Below are 26,372 nucleotides of genomic sequence, written 5' to 3'. Positions count from 1 at the left end.
AAGAAATTCAAACCTTAAGCTGTATTTGAAATCAAATAGAGAAACCCCGTTCTAATATTAAACTAAATCTAAATTTTTCTGCGATTATAAAATTTTTGATGCATGAAACTTATTAATCCCCGTATCCTGGATTTTGCACAAGTAATTTATTTAAATTCAAATCAATTTCAGGGATGGGGAACAGGTAATCATTTACACTGAAATTTACCAAATATTCAGGACGAGTCACTTTATCCAATATCCTTTTCCTACAGATATCAAACCAACGATCACTGTTTTCATAAACCAATTCCCAATTTCGTTCCTGGATTACAGCATCATCAAAAGCCCCTTTGGTCATAGAAGTTTTCATCTTTGGATGTAATGGATTATCCACGTACCCATTTGCACGGTCAATCACCTTGTTAATTGCATCCACTGCACCAGCAGTAGGTCCTCCATTAGCCATATTAGCTGCTTCCGCATAGATCAACAGAACATCTGCAAAGCGAATAATTGGCCAGTTCATGGTTGAAGAATAACCGTTAAAGTCGTCTGCTGAAATATAGTAAAAGAATTTTTTGCAAAATGGCGTCTGTTCCGGGAAATCAGTATAATGAACTCCATTCCAATCTGTAAACAGGTATGCATCCTTTCTAGGCTGAGCAGGCCAACGACGTTCAAAAGTTGTATCCATCGCAGCATCTCCCCATCCACCATCCAAATAATTTGCTGTGGTCCAAATCTCCGGGTCAGTGGCTATATCGTCGTAAGTTGAATTATAACTCCACATCATTTCAGGGCCATATTTATTTTCAAGTTTGAATACATCTTCTACATTGGGCACAAGTGAATATACTCCTGACTCAATAACTTCTGAAGCTATGTCGGCAGCTTTTTGATAATTTGAAGTTTCATTTAATGGAAATGTTGCCATGGTAAGATATACTTTTGCCAATATTCCTTTTGCCGCACCGCTGGTTGGTTTTCCAGGTTCGCCAGACCATGATACAGGTAGTTTTGAAGCAGCAAATGTTAAGTCACTTACAATTAATTGATAGACATCTGCTATAGAAGCCCGTGGCATGGGATTTAAGATTGGATCCGGTGTTTCTTCTGTAATCAGTGGAACGCCACCAAACATTCTTACCAGCATAAAGTAGTTATGTGCCTGGAGAAACTTTCCCTCTGCAGTTAATATGTCAATTGTTTCCTGGCTTTCACCTTTGATGTTTCCGGCTTTTATTGATGCCAGCGTGGCGTTGATATTTAGTAGTGCTGAATAATGTACGCGCCATAGGTCATCTCCATTATCTAACCCAATGTTTAAGTCTCCCCCATCCAGCTGGTCATCGTTACGGAAAGCCGCATAAGCATATCCATATCCAGCCCAATAATCCCATAGATAGTTCAAAGAAGCGGCATAAGCAGTTTCAACTTGCAAGGCAGAGTTGCCAAAATTGGCAGGTGTTACTGAACTAATCGGCTGCTCATCTAATTTTTTACACGAAAAAACAAGCACAAAAAGTGTGATAATAAACGAACTGCGTAGTAAAATATTTATATATTTTTTCATCGTTATACTATTTAAAATGATACTTCAATACCAAATGTAATTGTCTTTGCAGTAGGGTAATTACTGAGATCAACACCGATCTGAGCATCGTTACCATTGTATGCACTCACTTCCGGATCATAACCCGTATATTTTGTTAAGGTAAGCAAATTAGTCCCGCTCACATATGTCCTAACTTTTGCCAATCCGATTCTGTCTAATAGTAATTTAGGAATATTATATGCAACCGTTACATTTTTCAGCCTGACATATGAGCCATCTTCAACCCAACGGCTAAGGCGTCCATTATCGCCACTACCAATTTGAATTTTATTGGTAAGGCCAGCGTTCCTCCGGGTTACTTCATCAATAAATGCTGGAACGTCGGTGTTTTGATTTTCTGGTGTCCACCGATCCAAGAGGCGGGTACTTGTTCCGTCACTTCCTGATCCTTCTAAACGAATTCTTCCCTGGTTAAAGATGTCGTTTCCTTTAGTTCCCTGAATCAGTATAGTCATTTCGAAATTTTTGAATGTAAAACGGTTACTCCATCCAAAAATAAAATTAGGCATTGAATTACCAATAACCTTGATATCGCTGGCCGTAATTTTACCATCTTTATTGAAATCTGTATATTTGGGGTCACCAGGCAATTGGCCAAAAGCAGCAGCCTCGGCTGATTCACTTTCTTTCCATACTCCTTCGTATCCATATCCATACATTTGGCCAAAAGGTTCTCCCACACGTAACTGCATAAAACCATTTTTAAGGCCATAACCTCCATAAGTAGTTTTAAACTCCAACTTGCTACTTTCCCCTAAATCCAATACTTTGCTTCTATTCCATGAAATATTAAAACCTGAGTTCCATTTTACAACACCAACAGACGGATCACCTGAAATGGACAATTCAAGCCCCTTATTTTCAACCGATCCTACATTGTCGATTACACTGGCGAAACCGGTATAACTTGGTAAAGTGCGATTTAACAATAAATCTTTGGTGGTTTTTGAATATACATCTACAGTTGCACTTAACCTTCCATTAAACATGCCCGCATCCAATCCGAGGTTCAACTGTGTTGTACTTTCCCATTTGAGATCTGGATTTGGTGCATTTGCAATAATAAAACCTAAGTCGGTAGATTGACCTCCACTATACGGATAATTATATCCAGAGCCCATTCTGGCAATTGTCTGATATGGACTAATAGCCTGATTACCTACAATACCCCAACTTGTCCGGAGTTTTAGGTTTGAGAACAGGTTTAAGTTTTTTATGAAAGATTCCTCCGACATTCGCCAGGCTATTGATGTAGAAGGAAAATATCCCCATTTATTATTTTTACCAAATACAGAGGATCCATCAGCACGATAACTGACTGTTAATAAATATTTTCTGGCATAAGAATAATTTATCCTTCCCAGATAAGAATTAATTACCCTTTCAGTCACAAACGAATATTTCGATGAGATTTGCTCTGCACCAGCTAAATCGTTAATTCCAGTCTGATCAACAGTAAACTTAGTCGCAACCAAGCCAGATTCTTCCTGTTTTTCATACTGTTGTTCCGCAACTGCCATTAAAGTGAATTGATGTACTTCGTTAATATTCTTATCGTATGTCAGGATATTTGTATTTTGGTATTGGGTTGATAAGCCCGCAGACAATGTCCCATAACCGACTTTGCCTCCAATTGGTTTACCCTCCCATGTCTTGCTGTTATAGTAACTTTTGTTATTCACATTATCAATGGAGGCTCCACCTGACACTTTTAATTTTAATCCTTTAATAATTTCATACTCCAGGTAGCTATTAATATTATTCCTGTTCGTATTGTTTTGTATCACTGGTTCTTTTGCTGCAGCCAATGGGTTCCATGTATCATATGCACCATATCCAAGTGGATGGCGATTATAATTCCCTTCTGCATCATATGGAGGTGTTGTAGGATCCCATCGTGGAGCAATATTCACGGCCTGCCCCAGAAAACTAAGTGCAGTACCACCGCCATAAGGCGGAGAGTTACCGGCTTCTTTTGAACCGGCCCAATTTAATCCAAATTTCAGCTTGGTAGTAATATCAGCACTTATGTTTGCGCGTAAAGTAAAACGTTTATAAGCAGAGTTAATCAAAATGCCTTCCTGGTCAAGGTAACCACCGGAAATCATATATTTCAAATTATCTGTTCCTCCCCCCATCGATAATTGATGATTCTGAATAGGAGCAACTCTGTATATTACGTCCTGCCAATCAGTTCCCCCGTTCTTCTCAAAACCCTGGATTTGAAGTTCTGAAAAAATTGGGTCCGGAGTCCCGGATCCATTCTGAGTAGCTTTAAAAGCATTCCTGGTTTTGGCATAGTCTGCTGCACCCATTACATCCAGTTTTTTCCTGATAGATTGAATCCCAATATTGTAGGAATATTCAATTGTAGGTTTGCTCTTTTTCCCACTTTTAGTTGTAATTAAAATTACACCGTTTGCCCCCATTGATCCGTAAATAGCTGTGGCAGAAGCATCTTTTAAAATCTCCAATGACTCAATGTCATTTGGGTTCAACGAATTAAGATTTCCACCTTGAAGTCCGTCAATCACTATAAGTGCATTGTTACCGCCATTAATTGAATTCATCCCTCTAACGCGAATAGTTGTTTCAGCGCCTGGGGCTCCGGCAGTATTCAATACCATTACGCCGGAAGCACGTCCTTGCAAAGCCTGGTCAACTCGTTGCATCGGCATCTGAGCAAGTTCTCCTCCTTTTACCGAACTTACAGACCCAGTAAGGTCGTTTTTCTTCTGAGTTCCATAACCAACAGCCACAACTTCGTCAATAACTGTAAATTCTGATTCCAACTTTACATTAATTTCTTTTTGCTTACCAATCTGTACTTCCGCTGACTTCATACCAACAAATGAAATTTTTAAAGTTTTGGCAGTTGACGGAACTGATAATGAGAACATTCCATTTATATCAGTAATTACACCCAAGTTGGTGCCAACCACAACCACCGAAGCACCGGGAATTCCACCTTGATCATCTACACTGGTGACTTTACCCTTGATCGTGTTCTGTGCAAGTACAACCTGCATTCCTCCCATCAGGAGCAATACAAACAGCATTGTCAATTTTCTCATAATGTTCGTTTTTTGTTAGATACTGCGTTCATAATTTGAAGTTTAAGAGTTATATTATCATTTAATTTTTCAACAATTAAGCCGATCGCTTCTCATATATGTTGTCTTTTATAAAATTGGTTTATTCATTATGTTCTTAATGTCTATTTTAAATATTATTCTCGGAGTGTATTATTGACCACACAAATTATTTCAAATCATTACGCGTTAATTAAGTTTCATTCCAAAATGGTCAATAGCAATTTTCCTAAGTCCTTCAAGGCTTTCGAAAGCACCGGTTCCTCCTGCTTTGGTTGTCGAAACAGCTCCGGTTAATGCTCCGGATTCAAGGCATTTCTCCAATGATGAACCTTTGATAAATGCATGTATTAAACCTGCATTGAAACTGTCACCAGCACCAATGCAATCAACGACTTCAGTATTCAGGTAAGCCGGCTGATGTATGAGATTCCCAGCTTTCCAGGCATAGGCTCCATTAGCACCATCCTTAATAATAAGAGTGATATTAGGATCGATGACTTTGATCTTTTCAATTCCTTCTTCCAATGAATCTGTGCCTGTCAGCAGAAAGAACTCTGCTTTGTTTGGAAGAAAAATATCGAGTGTCGGGAGTAATTCATATAGGTTTACTTCCCATTTTTCAGCCGGATCCCATTGTGGATCGAGCGAAGTAGTCATTCCAAGTGATTTGGCTTTAGCAAACATTGCGGGTAAGCTTTCTCGGATGCCCGGTTGCAGAAAAATAGAAGAAAAATGAAGGTGCCGGGCTGTTGACAGGAAACTAAAATCAATGTCTTCCAGTTTCAGGTCTTCCATGGCACCTGGATAAGTCACCATAGCACGATCCTGATCGTAATTCAGCACAATGGTTGCGCCTGTATTTAATGTATCCGACTGTATAATATTCGAAGTGTCAACTCCTTTTTCCTGAAGACTGTCAAGTACAACTGCAGCAAAACCATCTTTTCCGATTTTGCCAATAAAAGCTACTTTTGTTCCTAATGTGCTGAGGTTGCTGGCAAAAATTGCAGATGAACTTCCAAGCGTGAGATTCATATTCTCTGCCAGTATTTCTTTTCCCATTTTCGGGAATTGTTCAATACCGTTCAGAATAATATCTACATTAAGTTCGCCTAACACTATAACATCTGGTTTTTGTTTTGTATTCATACTTGGTTTTTGTTTTATAGTAAATCGTTCAGGTTTTTTAGGTTAAATGCCGCGAAGTATTTATCCATGGCACATTCGATATTTGAAAGCACAATTCCTTCGGCCTGTATTCCACGGTTTTCAAGGTTAGAATATAATTGTGCGCGAGCGGCTAAAACTTCAGCATTTTGCCATATGTATCTGCATCCTGTACTAATCAGCCATTCTTTTCTTTCAGAACGAATGCTTTCAAAATTTGCAGCATCTTCTCCTGACTGAATCCATTTTTTCCAACGGCCTGAGTGTACAACAGCCTGATATAAAATCACTCCTATATCAGAACAACGTGCAATTTTACCAGAATTAAAATATTGTATTTCCAGTTTTTCGAGTTCCATTAATCCATCGTATTCTGAAATGGTAAATTCCGGTCCAACATTCGCACCTCCCATTCCTGAAAGCGGATAGGCTTCGGGATTGGTCACACCATCGGAATAATGACCTTTAATGACGCTTCCATACTCGCGTGCTACTTTCGTCAGTTCTTTTGCTACATTCGGATCGAAAGTGGTCGTGTGTAAATCGGTACCCACTTTGCCAACTACCAAACATGGCCAAACATCTTTCAGACCCCGGTCAGAAAGACCTTTTTGAAGAAGATCAAGAAACTTACGAAAGGTTGACATATCGGCCAGCCCTCCATGTACTTCTTCGGTGCCTACTTCGTATGCCATCCGCGGAAATCCGCCTTTCCGGCGAAAATTCTCGGTGTGTTCAATCAAATCGAGCGTTCGTGCAGCAACGGTCTCAATGGCAATTAGCTGGCCTGAAGGAAGTGTTATATCTATGGTCGGATCTACATGAATAAGATCATAACAACCTGACACAGAAGCTTCAAATGATTTTTTAACGGCTTCAAACGACCGTTCAAAACTCCATTTTTCAATCGTATGAAGATCTTTGAGCCAGGGTCCGCCATGATCGACTGCAACGATTACCGGAACTTCTACATTAAGTCGGTCAGCTTCAAGTTTAATCGTATTGAAAAATTCCTTCTGGTTGAGGTTTGTATAGCCTCTGTCAATATCTACCTGATTAAGCGTTGTGGCAAATTTCACCGGGCTGTTCCAGCGCTTGGCTGACCGCAATGCAGCTTTAATCACGGAGATAGAATTAGGACAGGCAGCAAAGATTGTCCTGTTTATTCCATCCTGCTCCGATAATTCGTCAACTCTCTTCAGTATGTAGTCCATGAGAGGGATATTCAGAGCAATAGCTTTATTCCTGATTTTATGATTCATCAATCTTTATTTTCGTATGGATAAATTAAAACACCTTTTACTACCCTGTTAATAGCGCCACTTAACGATGGCGAATCAGGATTCAATCCAAGTTGGATCGATTTATAAAACCCGATCATTTGGGCAGGAAGAATAAAACAAACCGGCAAAAACTCCTCATCAAGCTGATTTCCTTTATCGGACAGAACAAAAACGCGATCAATTTTTGCTTTTAAAGTACCGCTTTCAATTAGTCCAACTGTATATAAAGGTTGTTGTCCGTCATGAAGTGATTCAATGAGGTCGGTTTCGTATTGAATGACATACTGTTGATTCGAAAAGAGAAGAAAAACAAGCGTTTTGTTATTGATAACCGCTTTGGGCCCATGTCTGAACCCAAGAAAAGAATCTCTTTTGCAAATGATGTTTCCATCGGTAAGTTCCTGCAATTTTAAATGAGATTCAGTAGCTGTTCCCAATAAAGGACCCGATCCAAGAAAAACAGCCCTTTCGAAACTCATTTCGGCAATTTCTCTGAATATTTCTGATTGACCAAGTAATTTTTGACCGTACTGAATAAGCACGTTGACCTGCGGAGCCAGCGAATCAATTTCATTTATTCTTGCAATAAGTAATCCGGCCAGCAGCATTCCTGAATAACTACCGGTCATGGCCAGACTTTTATCATTTGCATTTTCAGGAAGAACAAAAACAAATTTTGGCGAATAGGTGTCGTATTTTGCCAATTCGCCTTTCTCGTCGCAGGTAATAATAAAGTGGAACACTTTTGAACAAACCTGATCTGCAATGCTAACAGCCGCAACGCTTTCAGGACTATTCCCTGAACGTGCAAATGATATTAACAGTACCGGACTGTCAGTGCTTAAATAATCGTTAGGATGGGTAACCAGATCAGTGGTTGAAACCGCATTCACATGTTTTCCTGATTTTCGGCCATAAATACCAGAAAGAGAAAGACCAATAAATGCACTTGTTCCAGCTCCTGTAATAACAATATTTAAATTATTGTGTTGGAGTGCTTTATTTAAAAATGAAGTGATAGATTGTTTTTCCTGCTGGACCTGGGTAAAAATCTCTTGCCACAATACTGGCTGATTCCAAATCTCTTTCCCGGTATAAGTTTTATCCTGCTTCGAAAAAACTGAATCGGAAGATTTATTCGTATTCATAGGGCTTGGTTGTAATTTTTGTAAATATTCTTTCGTTTACTTTCATTACAAATATATATATTTTTTTTTCATTTAATTTACTACATTTAAATTTATTTTATCTTTTCTTTAGTTGTCAAATCAGTTTCGTTACCTTATATGTTTTATATTTGTAATACAATTGAATTCAGTAGATAAAAAAATTATTGGCTATCTTTGCAATCAGTTGAAAAACTCCCTTGTTTTGAGCAACCAACGGAACTAAAAAAAGTATATGGGAAAAATTAATCAGCACAACACAGTTGAAAGACGGATGAAAATCATGCAGATGCTTTCTGCGCATGATCAGGTTTTTGTTAACGATCTCAGCAAAGAATTCGGTGTTAGTGAAGTAACTATCCGTAATGATTTGGAACAACTTGAAATGAAAAAACTTTTAGTTCGTGCACGTGGTGGAGCTATGAGTATAAATCAGACAGTAAGCTTTGACCAGCAACTGGGAGAAAAAAACAAAATAAATATGTCGGAAAAAAGCAGAATTGGCAAAGTTGCGGCTAAGCTTATTAATGATTCTGACACTGTAATAATCGATTCAGGTACAACTACAGTCGAAATCGTAAAAAACCTTTCGACATCGTTGAATAATGTAACTATTATTACCAATGCTTTAAATATCGCTAATCAATTGGTTTCGAATACAAATATCAATTTGATTATGCCCGGCGGAGTATTACGTAAAAATTCATTATGCTTTATTGGCCCGCTAGCTGAAAGAAATCTTAAAAATTTCTATGTCGACAAAGTATTTCTTGGCGTTGATGGCTTTGACCCTTCGAATGGCATTTCAACACCAAACATTGAGGAGGCTTACATGAATCAAATCATGATTGAAGTTGCCCGTGAAGTAATTGTTGTAACCGATTCTTCCAAATTCCTTCGGAAAAGCCTTGCTTTTATTTGTAAGCTCGATAAAATTAACATTGTAATTACTGATTCAGGAATTCTGGAAAGCGATAAAAAGCGACTTGAGGATGCAAATATTAAGGTCATTATAGCCTAAATTCCGTTTCAAAATGATTATGATAATCAAAAAAAAATGACTTTCATCACCCAAAAAAGTCAATATATCCGCTATCTTCCAATCCTTTAAGACGTTCAATTTGTTTCTGTTTAAGTTCAAATTGATTTTGATAGCCTTTGCCTTTTAACGATTGTCGAATTCTTTTCCAGCTATAGCCCAGTATCTTTTAAAAAATTCTGCAAAGTCTTTTTGCAGATGATAATATTGTGTTGAACTTTAAAGTTAGAAATACATTTATTAAGTTGCGGTTATGAAGCTCTAATTGCTTTGGAACCTCTATCGAATAGTCCCTTATGCGAGTTTTCACTCCTCTTCCAGGCATTATAGATAGGGAATCGATCCTGCTTCTTCCCCAAATATCAAACCAACGTTCTGTAGTTCTTTAGTGCAAATCAAAAATGTTTGCCAAGTCAATTATCGACCGCCTTTGATTAGATAAAAGAAGACATTAATTATGTTTCCCTTGTTGTGTTATTCAAACTGCTTTTTATGAAGTTGTTCAAGTGCTTCGATCTCTTTTGTTTTCAAAATTATTTATCGCATAATGAGATAAATGCACATATATTATAGCATATAAACAAAATACGATCTTATATTATTCTTATTACTTACATATATATATATTCGCGTTCTCAAAATGCTAAAATCAATTTAAATCTTGAGTTCTGAAACTATACCCATAAATCTGTGCTTAAATATTTCAAGCCCGAGTCACAGATTATAACAGCAATTGTCTTTCCACGAAAGGATGTCTGAAGAAGATGTAATGCTGCTGCAACATTGGCCCCAGATGAGAATCCAGCAAAAATCCCTTCTTCATACGCCAATCTTCTTGTCATCTGAATAGATTCAGCATCTGTAACTTTTAAATAGCCATCAATGTGTTCTGGCCGAAGCATCATTAACCCAGGCATAGAATAGCCACCTCCCTGAATACGATGATTAGGATAAGTGACAGGCTCACCTGCAAGTACAGCCGCTCCATCCGGCTCAATTACATAACACTTTATTGCCGGTTTATACTCTTTGAAAGATGCAGCACATCCTGCAAAAGAGCCTCCTGTCCCAACAAAATCGCAGAAAGCATCAATGATGCCTCCGGATTGTTGCAGGATTTCCGGCCCAGTATGCAAATAATGAGCACGAAAATTGCCTGCAAGTTTAAATTGATCGGCACGAAATGCATTGCGCTCGGCAACAATACGCTGTGTTTCACGTTCAACCATACCCAAATCTCCACCAGAAACTTGTCCTGTTAAAGAATCCGGTAATTGGTTAACAAGAATAACTTCAGCGCCAAAGGCAGACATCATGCGTGCCCTTTCCATAGAATTTCCTCTGGACATTACCGCTACAAAGGGATACCCCTTAATACCGCAGACTATTGCTAATCCTGTGCCTGTATTGCCGCTAGTCAACTCCACTACAGTTTGACCCGGAGTTAGTCTGTGTTCCCGCTCGGCATCTTCGATGATTTGAAGAGCAATACGATCTTTCTTTGAAAATCCAGGATTGAGGTATTCGAGTTTTGCAAGAATACGCCCATCTATCCCTTTGGTGATCCGGGATAGTTCAACCAAAGGAGTGTTCCCAATGGTTTCAATGACTGATGCAAATGCTTTATCTTTTTGATTCATCTCCGCTTGCATAAGTTTCGATTTTTGCTTTAATTAAAAAAGTCGGGGAACTGTTACCAACATCTTTAAAAATATGCAACCTTGAATTTTACTTGTCTATAATTTTACTTTTGTATCTCCTCCTTTATCGAGTAGGATATCAATAGCTTTGTTTGTTTTCCATGAACCTCTTGTAAAATCAGGTATATCCACAGAACTTGAACGATGGGCTACAGACTGTTCACTTAAAGGTGCGATAACACTCCACAAAGCTGCATCATACACGTCCTGGTCAAATGGTAATCCATTACGAAGACAATCAATCGTACGCCAATCCATTAGAAAGTCCATGCCTCCATGTCCACCAACTTCCTTAGCCAATTCGCCAACCTTTTTTACTATTTCAGGCTGGTATTTTTCTCCTAATGCTTTTACTTCCTGCTCAGATAGCCAATCTTCTCCACCGTTAGCAATCCGGCCCGGAACCGGGTACTTCAAGGCAGAACCTTTTGTTCCGCTTATTTTATGAATTCTGGAATAAATATTGGGTGAGGTAACATCATGCTGTATCATAATGGTTTTTCCCTTATTGGTACGGATCGAAGTGGTATTCATGTTACCACGGTAAGTTTCATTTACAAAAGGTTTATAAAAGTCATCTTTGGCCGCAAGTTCTTTAGCTGTTTCACTCATCATAAAATCATTACCTGAAATTGATACCATGTAATCCATTTTATCACCCCGGTTGATGTTCATGACCTGGCAAACAGGACCCAAACCATGTGTCGGGTACAAATTTCCATTCCTTTTATCGTTCTCTTTCAAACGCCACATCTTCCAATATGCATTCTTATTGAAATTTAGGTTCAGCAAATTATGAATATAAGCACCTTCAGCATGCACAATTTCACCAAAATAGCCTTGTCGTGCCATATTAAGTGTAAGTAGCTCAAAGAAGTCATAACAGCAATTTTCCATCATCATGCAATGCTTATGTGTCCGTTCTGACGTATCGACCAATTGCCAACATTCTTCAATTGTAACGGCAGCCGGAACTTCTAAACACACATGTTTGCCTTGTTCCATAGCATAAACGGCCATTGGCGTATGCATATCCCAGGGGGTAGCAATGAATACCAAATCAATATCCTTGCGGTCGCATAGTTTCTTCCATTCTTCTTCATTTCCGGTATAGATGGCAGGGTTATGGATAGAACCTTCAATGCTCTTTTTGGCACTGTCAACAACTTCAGGGCGTATGTCGCACAATGCTTTAATTTCAACCCCCTCCATTTTAGTCATATTTTTCAAATGTTCAGGCCCCCTTTGGCCTAAACCTATAAAGCCAACGCGGACAGTATTTATTTTTGGCGCTGAATATCCGCACATATTAAATCTTTGGATACCGGAATCCTGAGATTCATGCATATCAGAACTTAATCCGGCAGTATTTCCGAATAAACGTGAACCCACCAGGCTAATTCCTGTAAGCCCGGTAATTTTTAAAAAGTCTCTGCGATTGTTTTTCATTTTTATTGGTTTAATATTAGTTTATATCCAAGGTCAAAAGTTATTTCCTGAATATTTTAGTTGAATTTTATAACTTAAAGAATATCTTCTTTTTATAGAGCCAGAAACACAAATACCATTCAACCATAAATATTGCAAGTGCACCAATGATTGCAATTGCTGCTTGTGATATGCCAATTGGCGATATAACACCATTTACAATCGTATTGATATAATCGGAAAGCCATCGATTTACCACGATTTCGAAGAATAGATAAATAAAAATAGAGTTCATTCCAACAATAGTAAAAAAAGGAAGAAACCGGGTATGTTTCATTACATCAATCCAAAAATAAAGAAACGCCAATGCCAGCAAGCAATAGCCGCCGGAAACAAGTGTAAAAGAAGAAGTTGCAATTTTTTTAATAATTGGGGTGATACCTGCAATGTCGAGGCCATAACCTACCAACAAAGCAAGTGCTCCAAGAATAATAACAGGGGCAATTTTGCTTTTATTATCGGGCTTAGTAAGCAGCCATTTCCCGGCTACCAGGCCCCATATTGTGTGTGCGGCGGTGGGGATACAATTTATAGCAACCCATCCTCCGGAATTGATCTTATTCATTAATATCAGATCAATATAATTACCAAAATTATGCTGATCGGTAAAAGGTTGATCAAAACCGGGGATTTGTATAAACCGATACAAAAATTCAGTCAGTATTAATAAACCAATACTCAAAAGTATCTGGGAACCAGCCTTCCAGCGAAAAACGAGAAATGCCACCAGCATGGTAAAAGATAATTGTGTTAATACATCCCAAAGTTCGAAGGATAAATGATCTCCTCGTACAGCATAATCAAACACACCCCAAAAAAACAACCACCAGCTCCGTTTAAAAGCATGTTTAGCCTGTTGATTCCACGAACGTCCCATTGTCATTTGCCTGGTAAGTGAGAAAGCCATGGCAGTACCGGCAATAAACATGAAAGCTGGTTGTATCAAATCCCAGAAATGTAATCCATGCCAGGGATAATGCTTAAATTGATTGGCTATCGAATGTAAAAAAGAACCCGGCGTGGTCATATTGAATATATGATCGTATAAGCCCGAGGCTTCAAGCATTAGAAGCACCATCACCAGTCCTCTGTAGAAATCCAGTGAAGCGAGCCGAACACCCATTCCAATCACTTTTTCTAATCCATTTTTATCAAGAGATGCTTCGGTAGCATTTACTGAAAGGACATCCGATTTATAACTATTAGATGAAGCCATGATAATAATAATGTTTAATTTTAAATTAATTCTTCATAATCAATTTTATCATTAGGTATATTAATTCATTTCTGAAATCCATGATTTTATCATAGGTGGAGATGAGGAGTCCAGGTAGAATAATGAATACATAACACCTGTTGTCATTTGTTTACATAAATTGATATTTTCTAAAGAGTTATGATGCTTTAAATGTATAATCGTTTGCATTTCAGGATAGCATCGAGGCTGAATCTTTATCAAGATAAAGCCATACAACCTCATGGCACCGCATGATCGATGCAGGAATTGCTGGTAAAATTGAACCTTCAACCGTTTTTTTGACCGCCTCTGCCTTTCGTAAATCGGGGACACAACAGATAATGGCTTTCGATTTCATGATCTGCTTGATAGACATACTGATTGCCTTTTCAGGAACATCGCTAATTGTGGGAAACCAACCTTCACCCAATTGCTGGCGGCGACAGGCTTCGTTCAATGTCACCACAAGATAGGCTTCTTCCGTTTCGAAATCAGCTGGTGGATCATTGAATGCTAAATGACTGTTTTCGCCAATTCCCACAAAAGCTACGTCAATTGGATGTTTGCTGATTAGATTTCCCAGGATTTTGCACTCTTCATCCGGATTAATTTCTCCATTTACATAGTGAAACATTTTCGGGGATACAATATCTACAAATCGTTCTTTTAGATATTTCCGAAATGATGCAGGGTGCATTTCAGAAATGCCGATGTATTCATCCAGGTGAAAAGCAGTGACTTTCGACCAGTCAACATCCTCTTTTACCAACTCGTTTAGCATTTCGAACTGCGATGCACCTGTAGCAACAATGATGTTGGCCATGCCCCCGTCGAGGATAGCTTTACGAATCAATTCTGCACCCCTATGGGCGGCTATTTCACCAAGAGCTTGCTTGTTTTTTAAAATTACAATTTCCATATTCTTGTTGTTATTTAAAAAAGTTATTTATTATTTATATAATTCAAATTGTCATCCAATGGGGTCATCTTTGGCATCAACAGATGTACAAATCCCAAGATGAGGATATAAGAGAACCCTGCGATCATGAATGCCCAGAAATAGCCTGAATTACCGGCGGTATCAAGTACTGCCCCTAAGGCAATATCCGCAATTATCGCGACTGCCACCCCAATCATTTTTCCTATTCCTATCACAGAAGCGATTGCTTTCTTGGGAAAAACATCCGGAACCAACGTATAGCCATTGATTGACCATGACTGATGTCCTGCAGCAGCAAGACCAATTAAAAAGACTGCTATCCATTTGCTTGTAATAACCGGTACCAAGCTTACTGGTAAAATAATAATGGCACAAACCAGCATGGTTATTTTTCTGGCCTTATTGATTGACCAGCCTTTTTTTATTAATGCACCAGAGGAATACCCCCCAAGCAGACTCCCTGCGTCAGCCATCAGGAAAATAATCAGAAAAGGAAGTCCTATGTTTTTAATGTCTACTCCAAACTGTTCTGCAAGAAATTTCGCACCCCAGAAAAGATAAAACCACCAAACGCCATCAGTTAGTGTAGTTAATGAGAAAGCCCAGGTCTCCCTCTTTGGTAATAATTTTAACCAGGGAATTTTTTCTGTTGTCTCCTCTTCAGAATCGCTGTTAATATAGGCTAACTCCTCTTTTGATAATTTTGGATGTTCTTCCGGTTTTTGATAGGTTCTCATCCATAAAAATACCCACAAAGCACTAAGCGCACCTGTAATAAGAAAAGGTATTTGCCAGTTATCTCCTTCGAGGGAAACAATGGCTCCAACAATGAACGGGGCTAAAATTGCCCCAACGCTGGTTGATGCATCAAAAATGCCGTTGGCAAAAGCCCGATCCTTTTTGGGGAACCACTCTGCTACAGTTTTAATTGCGGCAGGAAAATTTCCCGACTCGCCAATTCCAAGTCCGAACCGGGCCGTAATAAATCCAATTAAACTGAAAGCCGGCCTGATTACAGCATGCAGCATTCCGAATATGCTCCAGACTACAATTGAAATAGTATATCCTATCTTGGTGCCAAGCCGGTCAATAATGCTTCCCATGAACAGCAATCCTATACCATAGGCAATTTTGAAGGAGACCATGATCGCCGCATAGTCTTTATTTGTCCAGTCGAAAAGTTTTTGCAAGGTTGGGGCCATTACACCAACAATACTACGGTCAAAATAATTAATCGTAGTGGCCATAAATACCAGTGCCAGAATTCGATAACGATAATTTCCAATACTTTGGGTTTGTTCTTTCATATTCATTTGACTGTTGTGTGAATAATTATCAAATAATAATTAATGGTTTGAATAAACTACTTTGCCGGCAACAATGGTTTTCTGAATAACAATTTTCGAGTTTTCCATTTTAAATACAATTAAATCAGCCCGCATCCCTGGCTTAATTTCCCCAAGGTTTTTCAACCCAATTAGCCTGGCCGGATTGGTACTGGCCATTTGAATGGCATCGGCGAGACTGCATTGTGTGAAATTCATCATATTTGATACACCGGCGGTAATGGGAGAGGCAGCTCCAGCCAACACATTTTCTGCCGGAAATTTCACAACATCAGGAGTTAAAACCACAGTTCTTTCCCATCTGGTGTATTCTCCGGGTTCAAGTCCTGCAAGATCGAGTGCGTCTGAAATCAATATAGTGCGGTTGATTCCTTTGATTTTGTAAAAACATTGTACCTCTTCCTGATTCAAATGAAATCCGTCAACAATAAGACTTACCGATAGACGATCGTCGGCAAGTTGCGGCCATAGAGGATTATTGTGACGGTCGATCAGGTTTGCACAACCATTGCCCAAATGAGTAGACAGGGAGGCTCCGGCATCTGTTGCCAGTTTAATTTGCTGTGCATTTCCATTGTGATGTCCAAGTGAAACAACAATTCCTTCACGACTGCATTTTTGAATAAACGAAATAGCTCCTTCTATTTCAGGAGCAACAGTAATTAGTTTAATGCCATTGTGCGCAGCTTTCTGTAATTCCTGAAATTCATTCCAGTCAGGCTTTCTGATGTATTTTTCCAGATGTGCCCCGCGAAATCCCTTTTCAGGAGAGATGTATGGCCCTTCGAGATGGAATCCAGGGACTGACAGGCCAATTTCTTCATCATCCAATGCCTTTGCAAGAATCGAAAAACTATTTCTGAGATGTTCCTGATCAGCTGTAATCAAAGTAGGTAGAAAGGACGTCACTCCTTGCTTCCAAAGGGCTTTTACAGCTTTTCTTATTCCTTCAGTATTTAAATTCTGATCTGAGAAATCGATACCCATGTATCCATTGATTTGAAGATCAATCAGTCCTGGTGCAATGTAAACCGGATTACTTTCGTCGGTATATTTATCGATTTGCTGCACACTAATGATATTTCCGTCTTTTATCTCTACGGAAACAGGTTTTTTGTTGAGGTATAACAAGCCTTCAATTTTGGTCTGGGCAAAGGAAACGTTCATTGTCAGTATTAAGTATAAAACAATTGATTGCTGGATTTTATGTGGAAAAGAGTAATTCATATTCTTGTTTTTTATTCTCACATTTTTACCTCTTCCCATTTTTCACTTGAAACTGATTTTTCCATTGCTTCGAGTACTGCTATCGGTTTTAAGATACTTTCATGGCTGAGTGGCTCTTTTCCGGTACGGAACATTTCGACCATATCGCGGTAACATCTTTCAGGTACGGATTCCTGAACCCTTGATTTGAGTTCAACAATTCCTTTTTTTGTTTCCACATATGTTTCCCAACCGTAGTGAAGCGTATTGAACACCAGATTGGCCTGTAAACCACTTTCAAAAATCAGAACAGCTCCTGCTTTTTTCCCATATTTATTGATTTTTACCACTTTGATATCTTCGCCAAACATATACATCAGCGGTTGTACCAGATGCACACCGTAAAAGAATATTCCACCATAGGGAGATTCAATATCAGCCGGGCCATTGCGTATAATATTGTTGAATTCGCCAAGCGACTTTATCTGATCAACTATATCGAATGTCGAATCTGTATGTGCAATGGTGCTGTATGATGAAACCGGAGTGCCAGCTTCCCGGGCCATTTCCAGAAATTCTTTTCCTTCAGCAACCGTGTAACAAAAAGGTTTGTCAATGAAGGTTGGGATACCTGCTTTTACAAATGGTTCTGCTGCTTTTAAATGATATTTGGCGTGCCGGTGGTCGACAATCAGTGCGTCGATCTTTCCAAGCATTTCTAACGGATCTTTCACCATATATGGGATTTGGCCTTTGGTCATAGACTCTTTTGCAAACTCTTCCGTTTCGCCCCATACATATTTAAGCTCTACTCCCGGAAATTTTTTATCGATATTGAAAAGCTTTCCATATCCGACCGTATGCGAATTCTCGGCACCAATAATGCCAATACGAATGGGTTTTTCTCCGGAAAGATTTTCAGAAATCAGGCGGGAAGCAGTGGCTCCAACAGTTGAAAATGTCAGGGTAGAAAGGGCAGTCCCCGTACTCACAGTTTTTATAAATGATCTTCGAGTGTTCATCGTTTCAAAACTTATGGAGCGTTCCTGTACCCATAAAAAGGGGGAGGAAATTTTTCTCCTGATTAAAATTTTCTCTGATTTCTTCGTTACAATTTTATTTCCCAGCCCTTTTCGTAGCTGCGTTGCCAAAATTGCATGGCATCCTTGTCGTCAAGTATATGTCCTGTTTTTGGATCAATGTTTAAGGAGTGTCCAACACGTTGCGAAATATTTCCCAACTGAACCAGCAGTGTACTTTTATGGCCGGAATCAATGTCAGAATTCAGTTTTTCTCCGGTTTTAATGCTGGAAAAAAAGTTTTGAATGTGCAAACTGTCGAGATCGCTGGCCGGATTTGATAAGTTCCGGGCATCAATAACTTCTTCGTTTTTTACTACTTTAACCACTTTGCTCTCCAAATCGAAAATGGTGTATGCATTTCCGTCAATCATCAAACTGCCGTTTTCGCCGTAAAATAAAGCTCCGACCGTACTTCCTTCGATGGTTTTTCCGTTGCAGCTACGTCCTTCCCAGGTCATAGCAATGTTGTAGCCAAATTCAAAATTGATGATCTGTGTGTCTGGTGTTTCCCAGTCGTCCTTATAACGGTAGCGTCCCCCGGCAGAACTCACTTTGGTTGGGAAATCGACATCAAGTCCCCAACGCAATAAGTCGACCATGTGTGTGCCGTTGTTCAGGGCTTCGCCTGTTCCCCAGTGCCAGCGCCAGTGCCAGTTGTAATGAACGATATTGTCTTTATAGGCTTTTCGGGGGGCAGGGCCCTGCCACAAGTCCCAGTCGAGCCACTCCGGTACGTCAACTTCTTTGCCAATCCCAATTGGTCCGCGATTGTTGGTGTACCAACCTTTGCCCAGATAAGACCGGCCGATTGCACCGTTTCTCAATTCCTGAATGGCCTTAATCACATTCGGATACGAACGGCGTTGGTTTCCCATTTGTATTACTTTTCCGCATTTGTCGGCTGCTTTTATCAATAATTCCCCTTCGGCCGGGTTATGACTGCATGGTTTTTCCACATACACATGCTTTCCGGCCTGCATCGACAAAATTGCTGCAGGAGCATGCCAGTGGTCGGGTGTTGCGATTACCATACCATCTATGTCTTTGCTCTCCAACGAACGGCGGAAGTCGGACAAACCCTTTGGTTGGTGTTGTTGGATTTCGGTTACAGAAGCAATGCACTTTTCCATTGCCCGGCGATCAACATCGCAAATGTGTATCACATCGCAGTTTGGCTGGCTGGCATAGGTTTCGGCGAGGGCTTTTCCCCGCGAGTTAACACCCATAACCGATATCCTGATTTTCTCGTTTGAACCCAAAATACGGTTGTAACTTCGCACGCTGAATCCGGGAAGGATACCGCCAGCAGATAATGCAGTTACACCAACTAATGTTTTTTTAATAAAATCTCTTCTATTGCTTTCCATACTAGTCTGGTGTTAAGTTAGTTATTTGATCTTACAATTCTTTTATTTTCATATTTTTGAAAGAGACTTCCCATCCATGGTCCTGAAGAAGGATATTCCCTTCAGTTGCTTCCCCGAAATTTGGCCAGATTTTATATTTGCTTGTTGCTACAAGAGCCTTCCATGCATCGTTTCCTCTTTCGTACTCAACAGTTTTCTGCCCGTTGAGCCAGTGTTCAACATGGTTTCCGTTAACAACGATAGTAGCTCTGTTCCATTGCCCGGTACCATTATCGCGTTTGGGCAACGGGGCTATAAGATCATAAAGACCTGCCAGGGTGCGGTTTCCACCAATTCCTTCGTGTGCATCCGGATGCAATTTGTCATCAAGAATCTGATATTCGCAACCAATTGAGGAGCCTTCCCCTTTGTTTAGGTTGGTATCGACGAAGTATTTAATGCCGCTATTTGCTCCCGGAGAGTACTTAAAGTCAACGACAACCTCAAAATTCTTATACTTATCAGCCGTTACGATATCGCCTCCTGATGCTGCCTCAGCTCCTCCTGACCCATGGATAGTCAGGGTGCCATCCTTAATTTCCCAACCGGTTGAAGGGAAAGCCGAAAGTTTTGCGCCGCGCCATCCATTGGTGGTTTTTCCATCCCAAAGCAATTTCCAGCCATCTTTAAGCTCCCGGTCGCTCAGCGTGTTCTTCAGATAACTGCTTTGAGGGATAACAGGCAGATAAGGGGTAGCATATTGTTCCAGATTTTTGGTCATAATCCTGAGATTTTTCCATTTAACCTGTATGCCAACCTTACCTGAATCGTTTCCAATTCCGTGTACCTGAAGCCCGATAAACCCTGTCGGTGTCATATCGTCAGCAAGATCAGCACAGGGTATCCCATTGACCCAAGTCCGGATTGAATTTCCAATAGCTTCGATGCGGCAATGGTTCCATTCGCCGTTTTTATACGCTTTTTTTGCAGGGGGATTAATATCGAGTGTATATAACCAGAGCCTTCTTGACTCATCGTAAATGCCACCAGTCCATGATCTTGGAGAAGGATCAAGTTCAAACTGGTACCCGTAAACCTGGCCATCAAGATAATTTGGACGGCTTTCACTGCGTATATTTACCCCTGAGTTCATCTGAGGGTCAAGCCATGTATCGAACTCAAGGATAAAATCGCCATAATTAGCTTTCGTACAAAGAAACGAATCGTCGGAAGGATCGCTTGTTGCTGCGGTTCCGATAATTACCCCATCTTTAACTTCATAATGTGCAGGACCGTTAATCTGTTGCCAATTCCCAAGATTCTCCTTGATTAGATTTTCCCAAGGATCATTAGGAGTATTACATGAAGTCATTAGTACGATAATTCCGGCAAATATATAAATCAGGTTTTTCATAGTTTTGATATGTATTAAAATAGATATTAAACGTTTTCCGGCAATAAAAACGGAGGCCTATATATTTTAGTCAGGTAAGTATCTGCTTCCGCGTCGTTTATAAATTTTTCGGCTCCCGGATTAAAATAAAGGGGTCGCTTTAGCCGGGTTGCAATATTTCCCAAATGACACAGCGAGGTAGATAAATGCCCTTCCATGATTTCTGCATTCAAATTCTGCCATTTTCTGGATTTCACGCATTCGATAAAATTAGTAAAGTGATTGACCACAGATTCAGCCTCATCCGGAATATCATTGGTGAAAACCGGGCCTTCTTCTTCTTTGTAAGACGAAAATCCATCGGGTTTGATGTTAATGTTGCTGTGGTAAACTTTTCCAGTCCCTTCATCTTCACTCTCCATGCTCATCCAACCTTTAGAGCCGTAAATAAGGTCACCCACCCGAATTCCTGCTTCGGAATTTGTACCTAACCCGCGTACTTCAAATTGTAAAATCGATCCGTCTTCATATTCAAATTCAAGTTGCTGCATATTGGGGGTTTCCTGATCAGAATCCCATATAAAATAATTCCCAACACCCTGGATTCTGACTGGATGTGTACTTTTTCCCAGTGCCCATCGGGCAACATCTGCCTGATGAATTCCCTGGTTTCCCAGATCCCCGCAACCGGTATCCCAGAACCAGTGCCACTTGTAATGAAACCTATTTTCGTTAAAAGGACGGTACGGAGTAGGTCCAAGAAAAGTATTCCAGTCCACACCATTGGGTATCTCGCTGTTTTTTACATGGCCAATACTTCCACGAGGTTTCAGGCAAAGGCCCCTGGCCATATATATTTTTCCTAATCCACCGTCATTCATAAATTTAATAGCATTCCTTGTAGAAGTTTGGCTCCGAGCCTGTGTTCCTGTCTGTACCACCCGATTGTATTTTCGGGCTGCTTCTACCATTTTCCGGCTTTCTAATAGGGTGTGAGACACTGGTTTCTCAACATATACGTCCTTTCCTGCCTGACAGGCCCATATGGTTTGCAGTGCGTGCCAGTGATTTGGAGTAGCTATCGTAACCGCATCGATATCTTTGTTTTCAAGAATCTTTCGGTATTCTGCTTCAACGGCTGGTTTCCTTCCTGTAAGTTTTTCAATTTCAGCTACTGCTTCAGGGATAAGTCTTTTATCAATGTCGCAAATAGCCACAATATTTACATTGGGAATTTTCGCAAGGGCACGATAATGGTCTTTTCCCCGGTTCCGGATACCTATAACGGCGACATTAATTCGTTCATTGGCACCGATAATCGACGCATAGGTTTTTGTGCTGAATCCCATGCCACCAATAGCTATTCCAGCAGTTCCAATTACACTTTTCTTGATAAAATCTCTTCTTTCTGTCATTTGGATTCTTTTAAAAATTATTTTAACCCTTACTTTGCAATAAGGTAGGAATACAAAATATAGTGAACCGGTTAAATGATTACCGGATGGTCAACGATCTCTTCTTTCGTGCGATCCCAGTAAAGTTTTTTTCCTTCACGGTAAGCTTGTGTAGCCATTATGCTACCAATGGAATGCCAAAAACCGGTATGAATATGCCCGTTTGTATTGGGGTTCCTGCTTCGCATGCAATCCACCCAGTTGTCCATGTGAAATTTACTGTCATCACTCCCATTGACTGGAGGAAGTTTCATTCCGTATTCTTCTATCGTTATCATTTCAGCTTTGCCACTTTTGACCGCTTCTTTCAGTCCTTCATAAAAATCAAATCCTCCCGGAAGCTCCAAATGTTCGGGAATTAAGAACCAACGGGGACTCCCTTCCCCTCCATGTGCGAACAATGTCCCGTCTTTCCCGCGGATACAGGTGTAATCTCCAAATTTGCTTGCATAATTAGACGTATAGGAATACATGAATTTCGCATCGTTGTATGTTGCAAGTGCCTGAAACGTATCGGGGTTTTGCCGGATGTCAGGCCAACCAAATATCCCGCCGTTGGCAACCATCGAATCAGGAATGGCCGTGTCGGTATAAAAATGGACTAACCCGATACCATGGCTCATCCATTGAGAAGTGATACCACCGGAGTATTCCCGGAAAATCCTGAACTCAAAATATTTCCACGGATCAAACGGTTCGTAGGGTTTGCCCAACAACCATCTGTTCCAGTCAGTATCCTCTTCCCTGATCGAGGCTACGTCCGGGTCTTTTGGGTCATGCCACCGGTGATTATTGTCGTTCCAAACCTGTTCAATTTTGGTTATCTGGCCCAACTTGCCGGAACGTATAATGTCACGCACTTTATGCTGGATAGGATCACTTAGCCATTCCGATCCTTGTTGAACAACCTGCCCGGAAGCCAGTACGGCTTCCCTCGCCTGCTTAGCTTCTTCGACACTCTCGGCCAAGGGTTTTTCAACATAGCAATCTTTCCCTGCTTTAACAACCTCTGCCAAAAGTTTGGCATGCTGGAAATCCCCGGTAGCGATCATCACGGCATCCAGATCAGGCATTTTTAACATTTCTTCTGAATATTTAAACTGCCTTACATCTGCCCCAAACATGTTTTTACAGTTTGCTGCTGTTTTTTCCCTATTAAGTTTCCATATATCACAAACAGCAACTACCCCCAAATTTTTATCCTTTTCCGACATTTTAACCATGTTTTGGTGCCCATGGCTCCGGGCACCACAACCTAAAAGTCCGATATTGATTCGATCGTTTGCACCTATTATCCTCTTGTATGAAGCTGCACTCATGGATGATACACTTGATGAAACCGCTACACCGACCAACCCGGCTGCTGTTTTACCAATGAAATTTCTTCGTGTTAAATCTTTTGTATTCATAATTTATTAGCTTATTTTTTGAATCCCAATCATTTTAATATTGCAGGAATCTTAAAATTCTATTCGATCCATTTCGAAAAAAAATTGCATAGATTTTCATTTGGCTTCGGGGATACAATGTTTAATTGTCCATCAACATTTCTGAAATGATAAGCATTTCTAATTATGTCCAGATCTTGATTAATATCTTCAATACCAACAGTAGACCCCGATGCATCTGTAACACTTACCATCATCAACTTCCTTGGTGCCAGACTGGCTTCAAGATCAGGAAGATCAAAAGCCTTAAGAGCTCCTGGAACAGTGCTATAAATAAACGCGGGATTATAAAAGCGGCTCATAACAATAGATCGGTAAGAGGAATAAGGTTTTATTAGGGCTATCCTGGTAATTGCCGGATCAAAAGCTGCCGCATACAACAATACCGACCCCATTTCTTTTCTTGCAAATCCATAAACCTCACTTATTCCAATGTTTTTCTTCAACAATTGAGTGAGCCTTACAACGTCACCAGCTCTAATTCCCACGATACTTCTTCCAATAAGCATGGAACTAAACCATACATTAAAGGAGACACCTTCAATATATGAATCTCCGTGAAAATCCCCCGGTCCCATTTCACCAACTCCAATCATATCCGGAGCCAGCACTGTAAAACCATTCCTAACAAACCATTCCATCTCGCCACCAACAGAAGCTTCGGCTGACTTGCCTGAAGGATGAAGATAGATCAGAGCTTTATTGTTTGACTTATCTGGTACCATTAACAGATAAGGAATAATATAATTACCCTCACCAGCAATAAAATACTTATAAATCACATAACCATCCCGCTGAATACGTCCGGTAAAAACCGGTTCACTGGTTACTAATGGATTTTGATAACCAGAAAGCTTTTTAGCTGATTCTAATACCTCGGGAAGATGTCTGGAAAGATCATTTCTGGAAAATTGTAATTTTGCAACCAATTTTTCTGACTCTTTGCAGTTCAAACTGAAAATAGTTTCTCCCCTAAAAGAGGTATAAACCTGTCCCGTTTTGCTTACCTGCATCTCCTCAGTGCTTAACGGTTCAACTTTCTCTTCCTTCGGATTGCCTGGATTATTTAAAGATGTCTGAAAAAAAGCATACATTGCTTCCCTGTTTTTGGGGGTTGTCCCATGAGGTCCACCATCTTGAGCTATACTAAAGTTATCCTCTTTACCAAAGGCCTTATACATGTTTGACACTTCTTTTGCAGTCTCTCTGGCTCCCTGAATACTGAAAAAATCTTCCGTAGTGGCTAAAATCAAAGCAGGTTTTGGTGCTCTAACCAAAAGAAGATCACCATGATCTAATCCACTCAGTATTCCATTAAACATGTTTTGTTCAGCATCCTGAGGTCCAATGGATTGAAATATTCTGGTGTAATTGGTAATGAAACATGAAGGAGCAGTTGCATATATACGATCATCAAGTGCGGCTATAAAAGCAGATTGTGTTCCTCCGCCTGAGGTACCTGTGATCCCTATTCTGGCAGGATCCACCTCGCTTCTTGTGAGGACATAATCCACAGCCCTGATTCCATCCCACATCATATACTTAACCTGAGAACTTCCTGTTATCAATGCCTGAGCTCCACTATATGAGTGCCACGAGTCTGATCCACCAGGTTTAGGCATATTGGTTTGCGGATCAAAATACTCAAGACGCTCTCCCTGATCAACCGGATCAAATGCGAATACGATGAATCCCTTTTTTACCAGGTTAAGTATTATATTCTGGTATGATAAGTAGCGATATCCATTATCTGAATGTCCACTGCAAAAGATAATGCATGGAACTTTATTACCCTTTTTAAGTCCATGAGGGATAAACATAGATGATGTAACATATAAACCGGGCTGAGACTCATAAATTATATGTTCTACCCTGTAACTATCCTTTTCAATAGTTCTGGTGATCTTTGCATTTAAGGGAGTTTTCTCAGGGAAAGGCCCTACAATATCTAACAAGGTTTTACGCAAAAATTCCTGCCTTTTTTGCCAATCGGAAAGAGAGTGCAAACCGACTACAAAGCTGACTCGCTGATCAAGTAAAGGATAAGCTTGTCCGGCAATATAGTGATATAATGAATTAGGAGCATCATTGAATTGAATCCAGGCATTATCTTTTCCTCCTCCTTCCTTTGAATGTATCACATCAAGTTCATTTATAACACTAACTTTATCCTGAGCCTTAATTTGGTTGTTAATCAGCAATATAATTGACACTAAAGTGAAAACTATTTTGAATAAATTCGAATAATTAAAACCCGCCCTGTAAAATATTTGTTTTTTTTTCATAAAGATTAAATCTTGATTAGCCATTTTGAATATCTATCATTTGATTTATATTGAAACCAATCACATCCGTTAATTAAAACTCTTCCTCTTATATTCAGCT

At 39.9% G+C, this 26,372-nt stretch carries 18 protein-coding genes; 1 reads left to right on the top strand and 17 read right to left on the bottom strand.

The window, feature by feature from the left end; genetic code table 11:
* Nucleotides 1-112: 112 nt before the first annotated feature.
* The 5 genes from AQPE_RS20725 to AQPE_RS20705 all read right to left on the bottom strand — a co-directional run bounded on the left by AQPE_RS20725 (nt 113) and on the right by AQPE_RS20705 (nt 8,290).
* A complete protein-coding gene (locus tag AQPE_RS20725) occupies nt 113-1,555 on the bottom strand; it encodes a RagB/SusD family nutrient uptake outer membrane protein (protein ID WP_318348391.1) in 1,443 nt (480 codons plus the stop codon).
* Between the two features lie 11 nt (nt 1,556-1,566).
* Entirely contained in the window at nt 1,567-4,671 is a 3,105-nt protein-coding gene (locus tag AQPE_RS20720; RefSeq protein WP_318348390.1) for a SusC/RagA family TonB-linked outer membrane protein, read from the bottom strand.
* Nucleotides 4,672-4,878: 207 nt separating this feature from the next.
* Nucleotides 4,879-5,841 carry a carbohydrate kinase family protein gene (locus AQPE_RS20715; RefSeq protein ID WP_318348389.1) on the bottom strand — a complete coding sequence of 321 codons (963 nt, stop codon included), beginning with the start codon at nt 5,839-5,841 and terminating at the stop codon, nt 4,879-4,881.
* A gap of 14 nt (nt 5,842-5,855) precedes the next feature.
* Nucleotides 5,856-7,073, bottom strand: a complete 1,218-nt coding sequence (locus tag AQPE_RS20710) for a class II D-tagatose-bisphosphate aldolase non-catalytic subunit (RefSeq protein WP_318348388.1) — start codon at nt 7,071-7,073, stop codon at nt 5,856-5,858.
* Between the two features lie 47 nt (nt 7,074-7,120).
* Complete coding sequence (locus AQPE_RS20705) at nt 7,121-8,290, bottom strand: SIS domain-containing protein (RefSeq protein ID WP_318348372.1); 1,170 nt, start codon at nt 8,288-8,290, stop codon at nt 7,121-7,123.
* A gap of 253 nt (nt 8,291-8,543) precedes the next feature.
* On the opposite strand from AQPE_RS20705, the gene agaR reads away from it, so the two are divergent.
* Complete coding sequence (gene agaR, locus AQPE_RS20700; protein WP_318348371.1) at nt 8,544-9,329, top strand: transcriptional repressor AgaR; 786 nt, start codon at nt 8,544-8,546, stop codon at nt 9,327-9,329.
* Nucleotides 9,330-10,021: 692 nt separating this feature from the next.
* Here the strand turns inward: agaR and AQPE_RS20695 are convergent.
* From AQPE_RS20695 to AQPE_RS20640, 12 genes are all read right to left on the bottom strand, one after another.
* The gene (locus AQPE_RS20695) at nt 10,022-10,987 is read right to left on the bottom strand and encodes a PLP-dependent cysteine synthase family protein (RefSeq protein WP_318348387.1); all 966 of its coding nucleotides are present in this window, start codon (nt 10,985-10,987) and stop codon (nt 10,022-10,024) included.
* A gap of 96 nt (nt 10,988-11,083) precedes the next feature.
* Nucleotides 11,084-12,496 carry a Gfo/Idh/MocA family protein gene (locus AQPE_RS20690; protein WP_318348386.1) on the bottom strand — a complete coding sequence of 471 codons (1,413 nt, stop codon included), beginning with the start codon at nt 12,494-12,496 and terminating at the stop codon, nt 11,084-11,086.
* 67 nt (nt 12,497-12,563) lie between these two features.
* Nucleotides 12,564-13,751 (bottom strand): acyltransferase family protein, encoded by a 1,188-nt coding sequence (locus AQPE_RS20685; protein ID WP_318348385.1) that lies wholly within the window; start codon nt 13,749-13,751, stop codon nt 12,564-12,566.
* Between the two features lie 211 nt (nt 13,752-13,962).
* On the bottom strand, nt 13,963-14,691 hold the full coding sequence (locus tag AQPE_RS20680) for a glucosamine-6-phosphate deaminase (protein WP_318348384.1): 729 nt from the start codon (nt 14,689-14,691) through the stop codon (nt 13,963-13,965).
* A 23-nt stretch (nt 14,692-14,714) separates the two neighbouring features.
* On the bottom strand, nt 14,715-16,025 hold the full coding sequence (locus AQPE_RS20675; RefSeq protein ID WP_318348383.1) for an MFS transporter: 1,311 nt from the start codon (nt 16,023-16,025) through the stop codon (nt 14,715-14,717).
* Between the two features lie 33 nt (nt 16,026-16,058).
* Nucleotides 16,059-17,285 carry an N-acetylglucosamine-6-phosphate deacetylase gene (gene nagA / locus AQPE_RS20670; protein WP_318348382.1) on the bottom strand — a complete coding sequence of 409 codons (1,227 nt, stop codon included), beginning with the start codon at nt 17,283-17,285 and terminating at the stop codon, nt 16,059-16,061.
* Nucleotides 17,286-17,302: 17 nt separating this feature from the next.
* Nucleotides 17,303-18,286, bottom strand: coding sequence for a Gfo/Idh/MocA family protein (locus AQPE_RS20665; RefSeq protein WP_318348381.1), 984 nt, complete (start codon nt 18,284-18,286; stop codon nt 17,303-17,305).
* Between the two features lie 86 nt (nt 18,287-18,372).
* Nucleotides 18,373-19,713, bottom strand: coding sequence for a Gfo/Idh/MocA family protein (locus tag AQPE_RS20660; RefSeq protein ID WP_318348380.1), 1,341 nt, complete (start codon nt 19,711-19,713; stop codon nt 18,373-18,375).
* Between the two features lie 31 nt (nt 19,714-19,744).
* Nucleotides 19,745-21,106 carry a 3-keto-disaccharide hydrolase gene (locus tag AQPE_RS20655; RefSeq protein WP_318348379.1) on the bottom strand — a complete coding sequence of 454 codons (1,362 nt, stop codon included), beginning with the start codon at nt 21,104-21,106 and terminating at the stop codon, nt 19,745-19,747.
* Nucleotides 21,107-21,132: 26 nt separating this feature from the next.
* Nucleotides 21,133-22,500: a Gfo/Idh/MocA family protein gene (locus AQPE_RS20650; RefSeq protein ID WP_318348378.1), complete on the bottom strand. Its 1,368-nt coding sequence runs from the start codon at nt 22,498-22,500 to the stop codon at nt 21,133-21,135.
* A gap of 71 nt (nt 22,501-22,571) precedes the next feature.
* On the bottom strand, nt 22,572-23,948 hold the full coding sequence (locus AQPE_RS20645; protein ID WP_318348377.1) for a Gfo/Idh/MocA family protein: 1,377 nt from the start codon (nt 23,946-23,948) through the stop codon (nt 22,572-22,574).
* A gap of 59 nt (nt 23,949-24,007) precedes the next feature.
* Nucleotides 24,008-26,296 (bottom strand): acetylxylan esterase, encoded by a 2,289-nt coding sequence (locus AQPE_RS20640; RefSeq protein ID WP_318348376.1) that lies wholly within the window; start codon nt 26,294-26,296, stop codon nt 24,008-24,010.
* Nucleotides 26,297-26,372: the final 76 nt, after the last annotated feature.

It is taken from the genome of Aquipluma nitroreducens (assembly GCF_009689585.1).
GTDB classification, from domain to species: domain Bacteria; phylum Bacteroidota; class Bacteroidia; order Bacteroidales; family Prolixibacteraceae; genus Aquipluma; species Aquipluma nitroreducens.
This window is presented reverse-complemented; position numbering and strand designations above follow the sequence as displayed.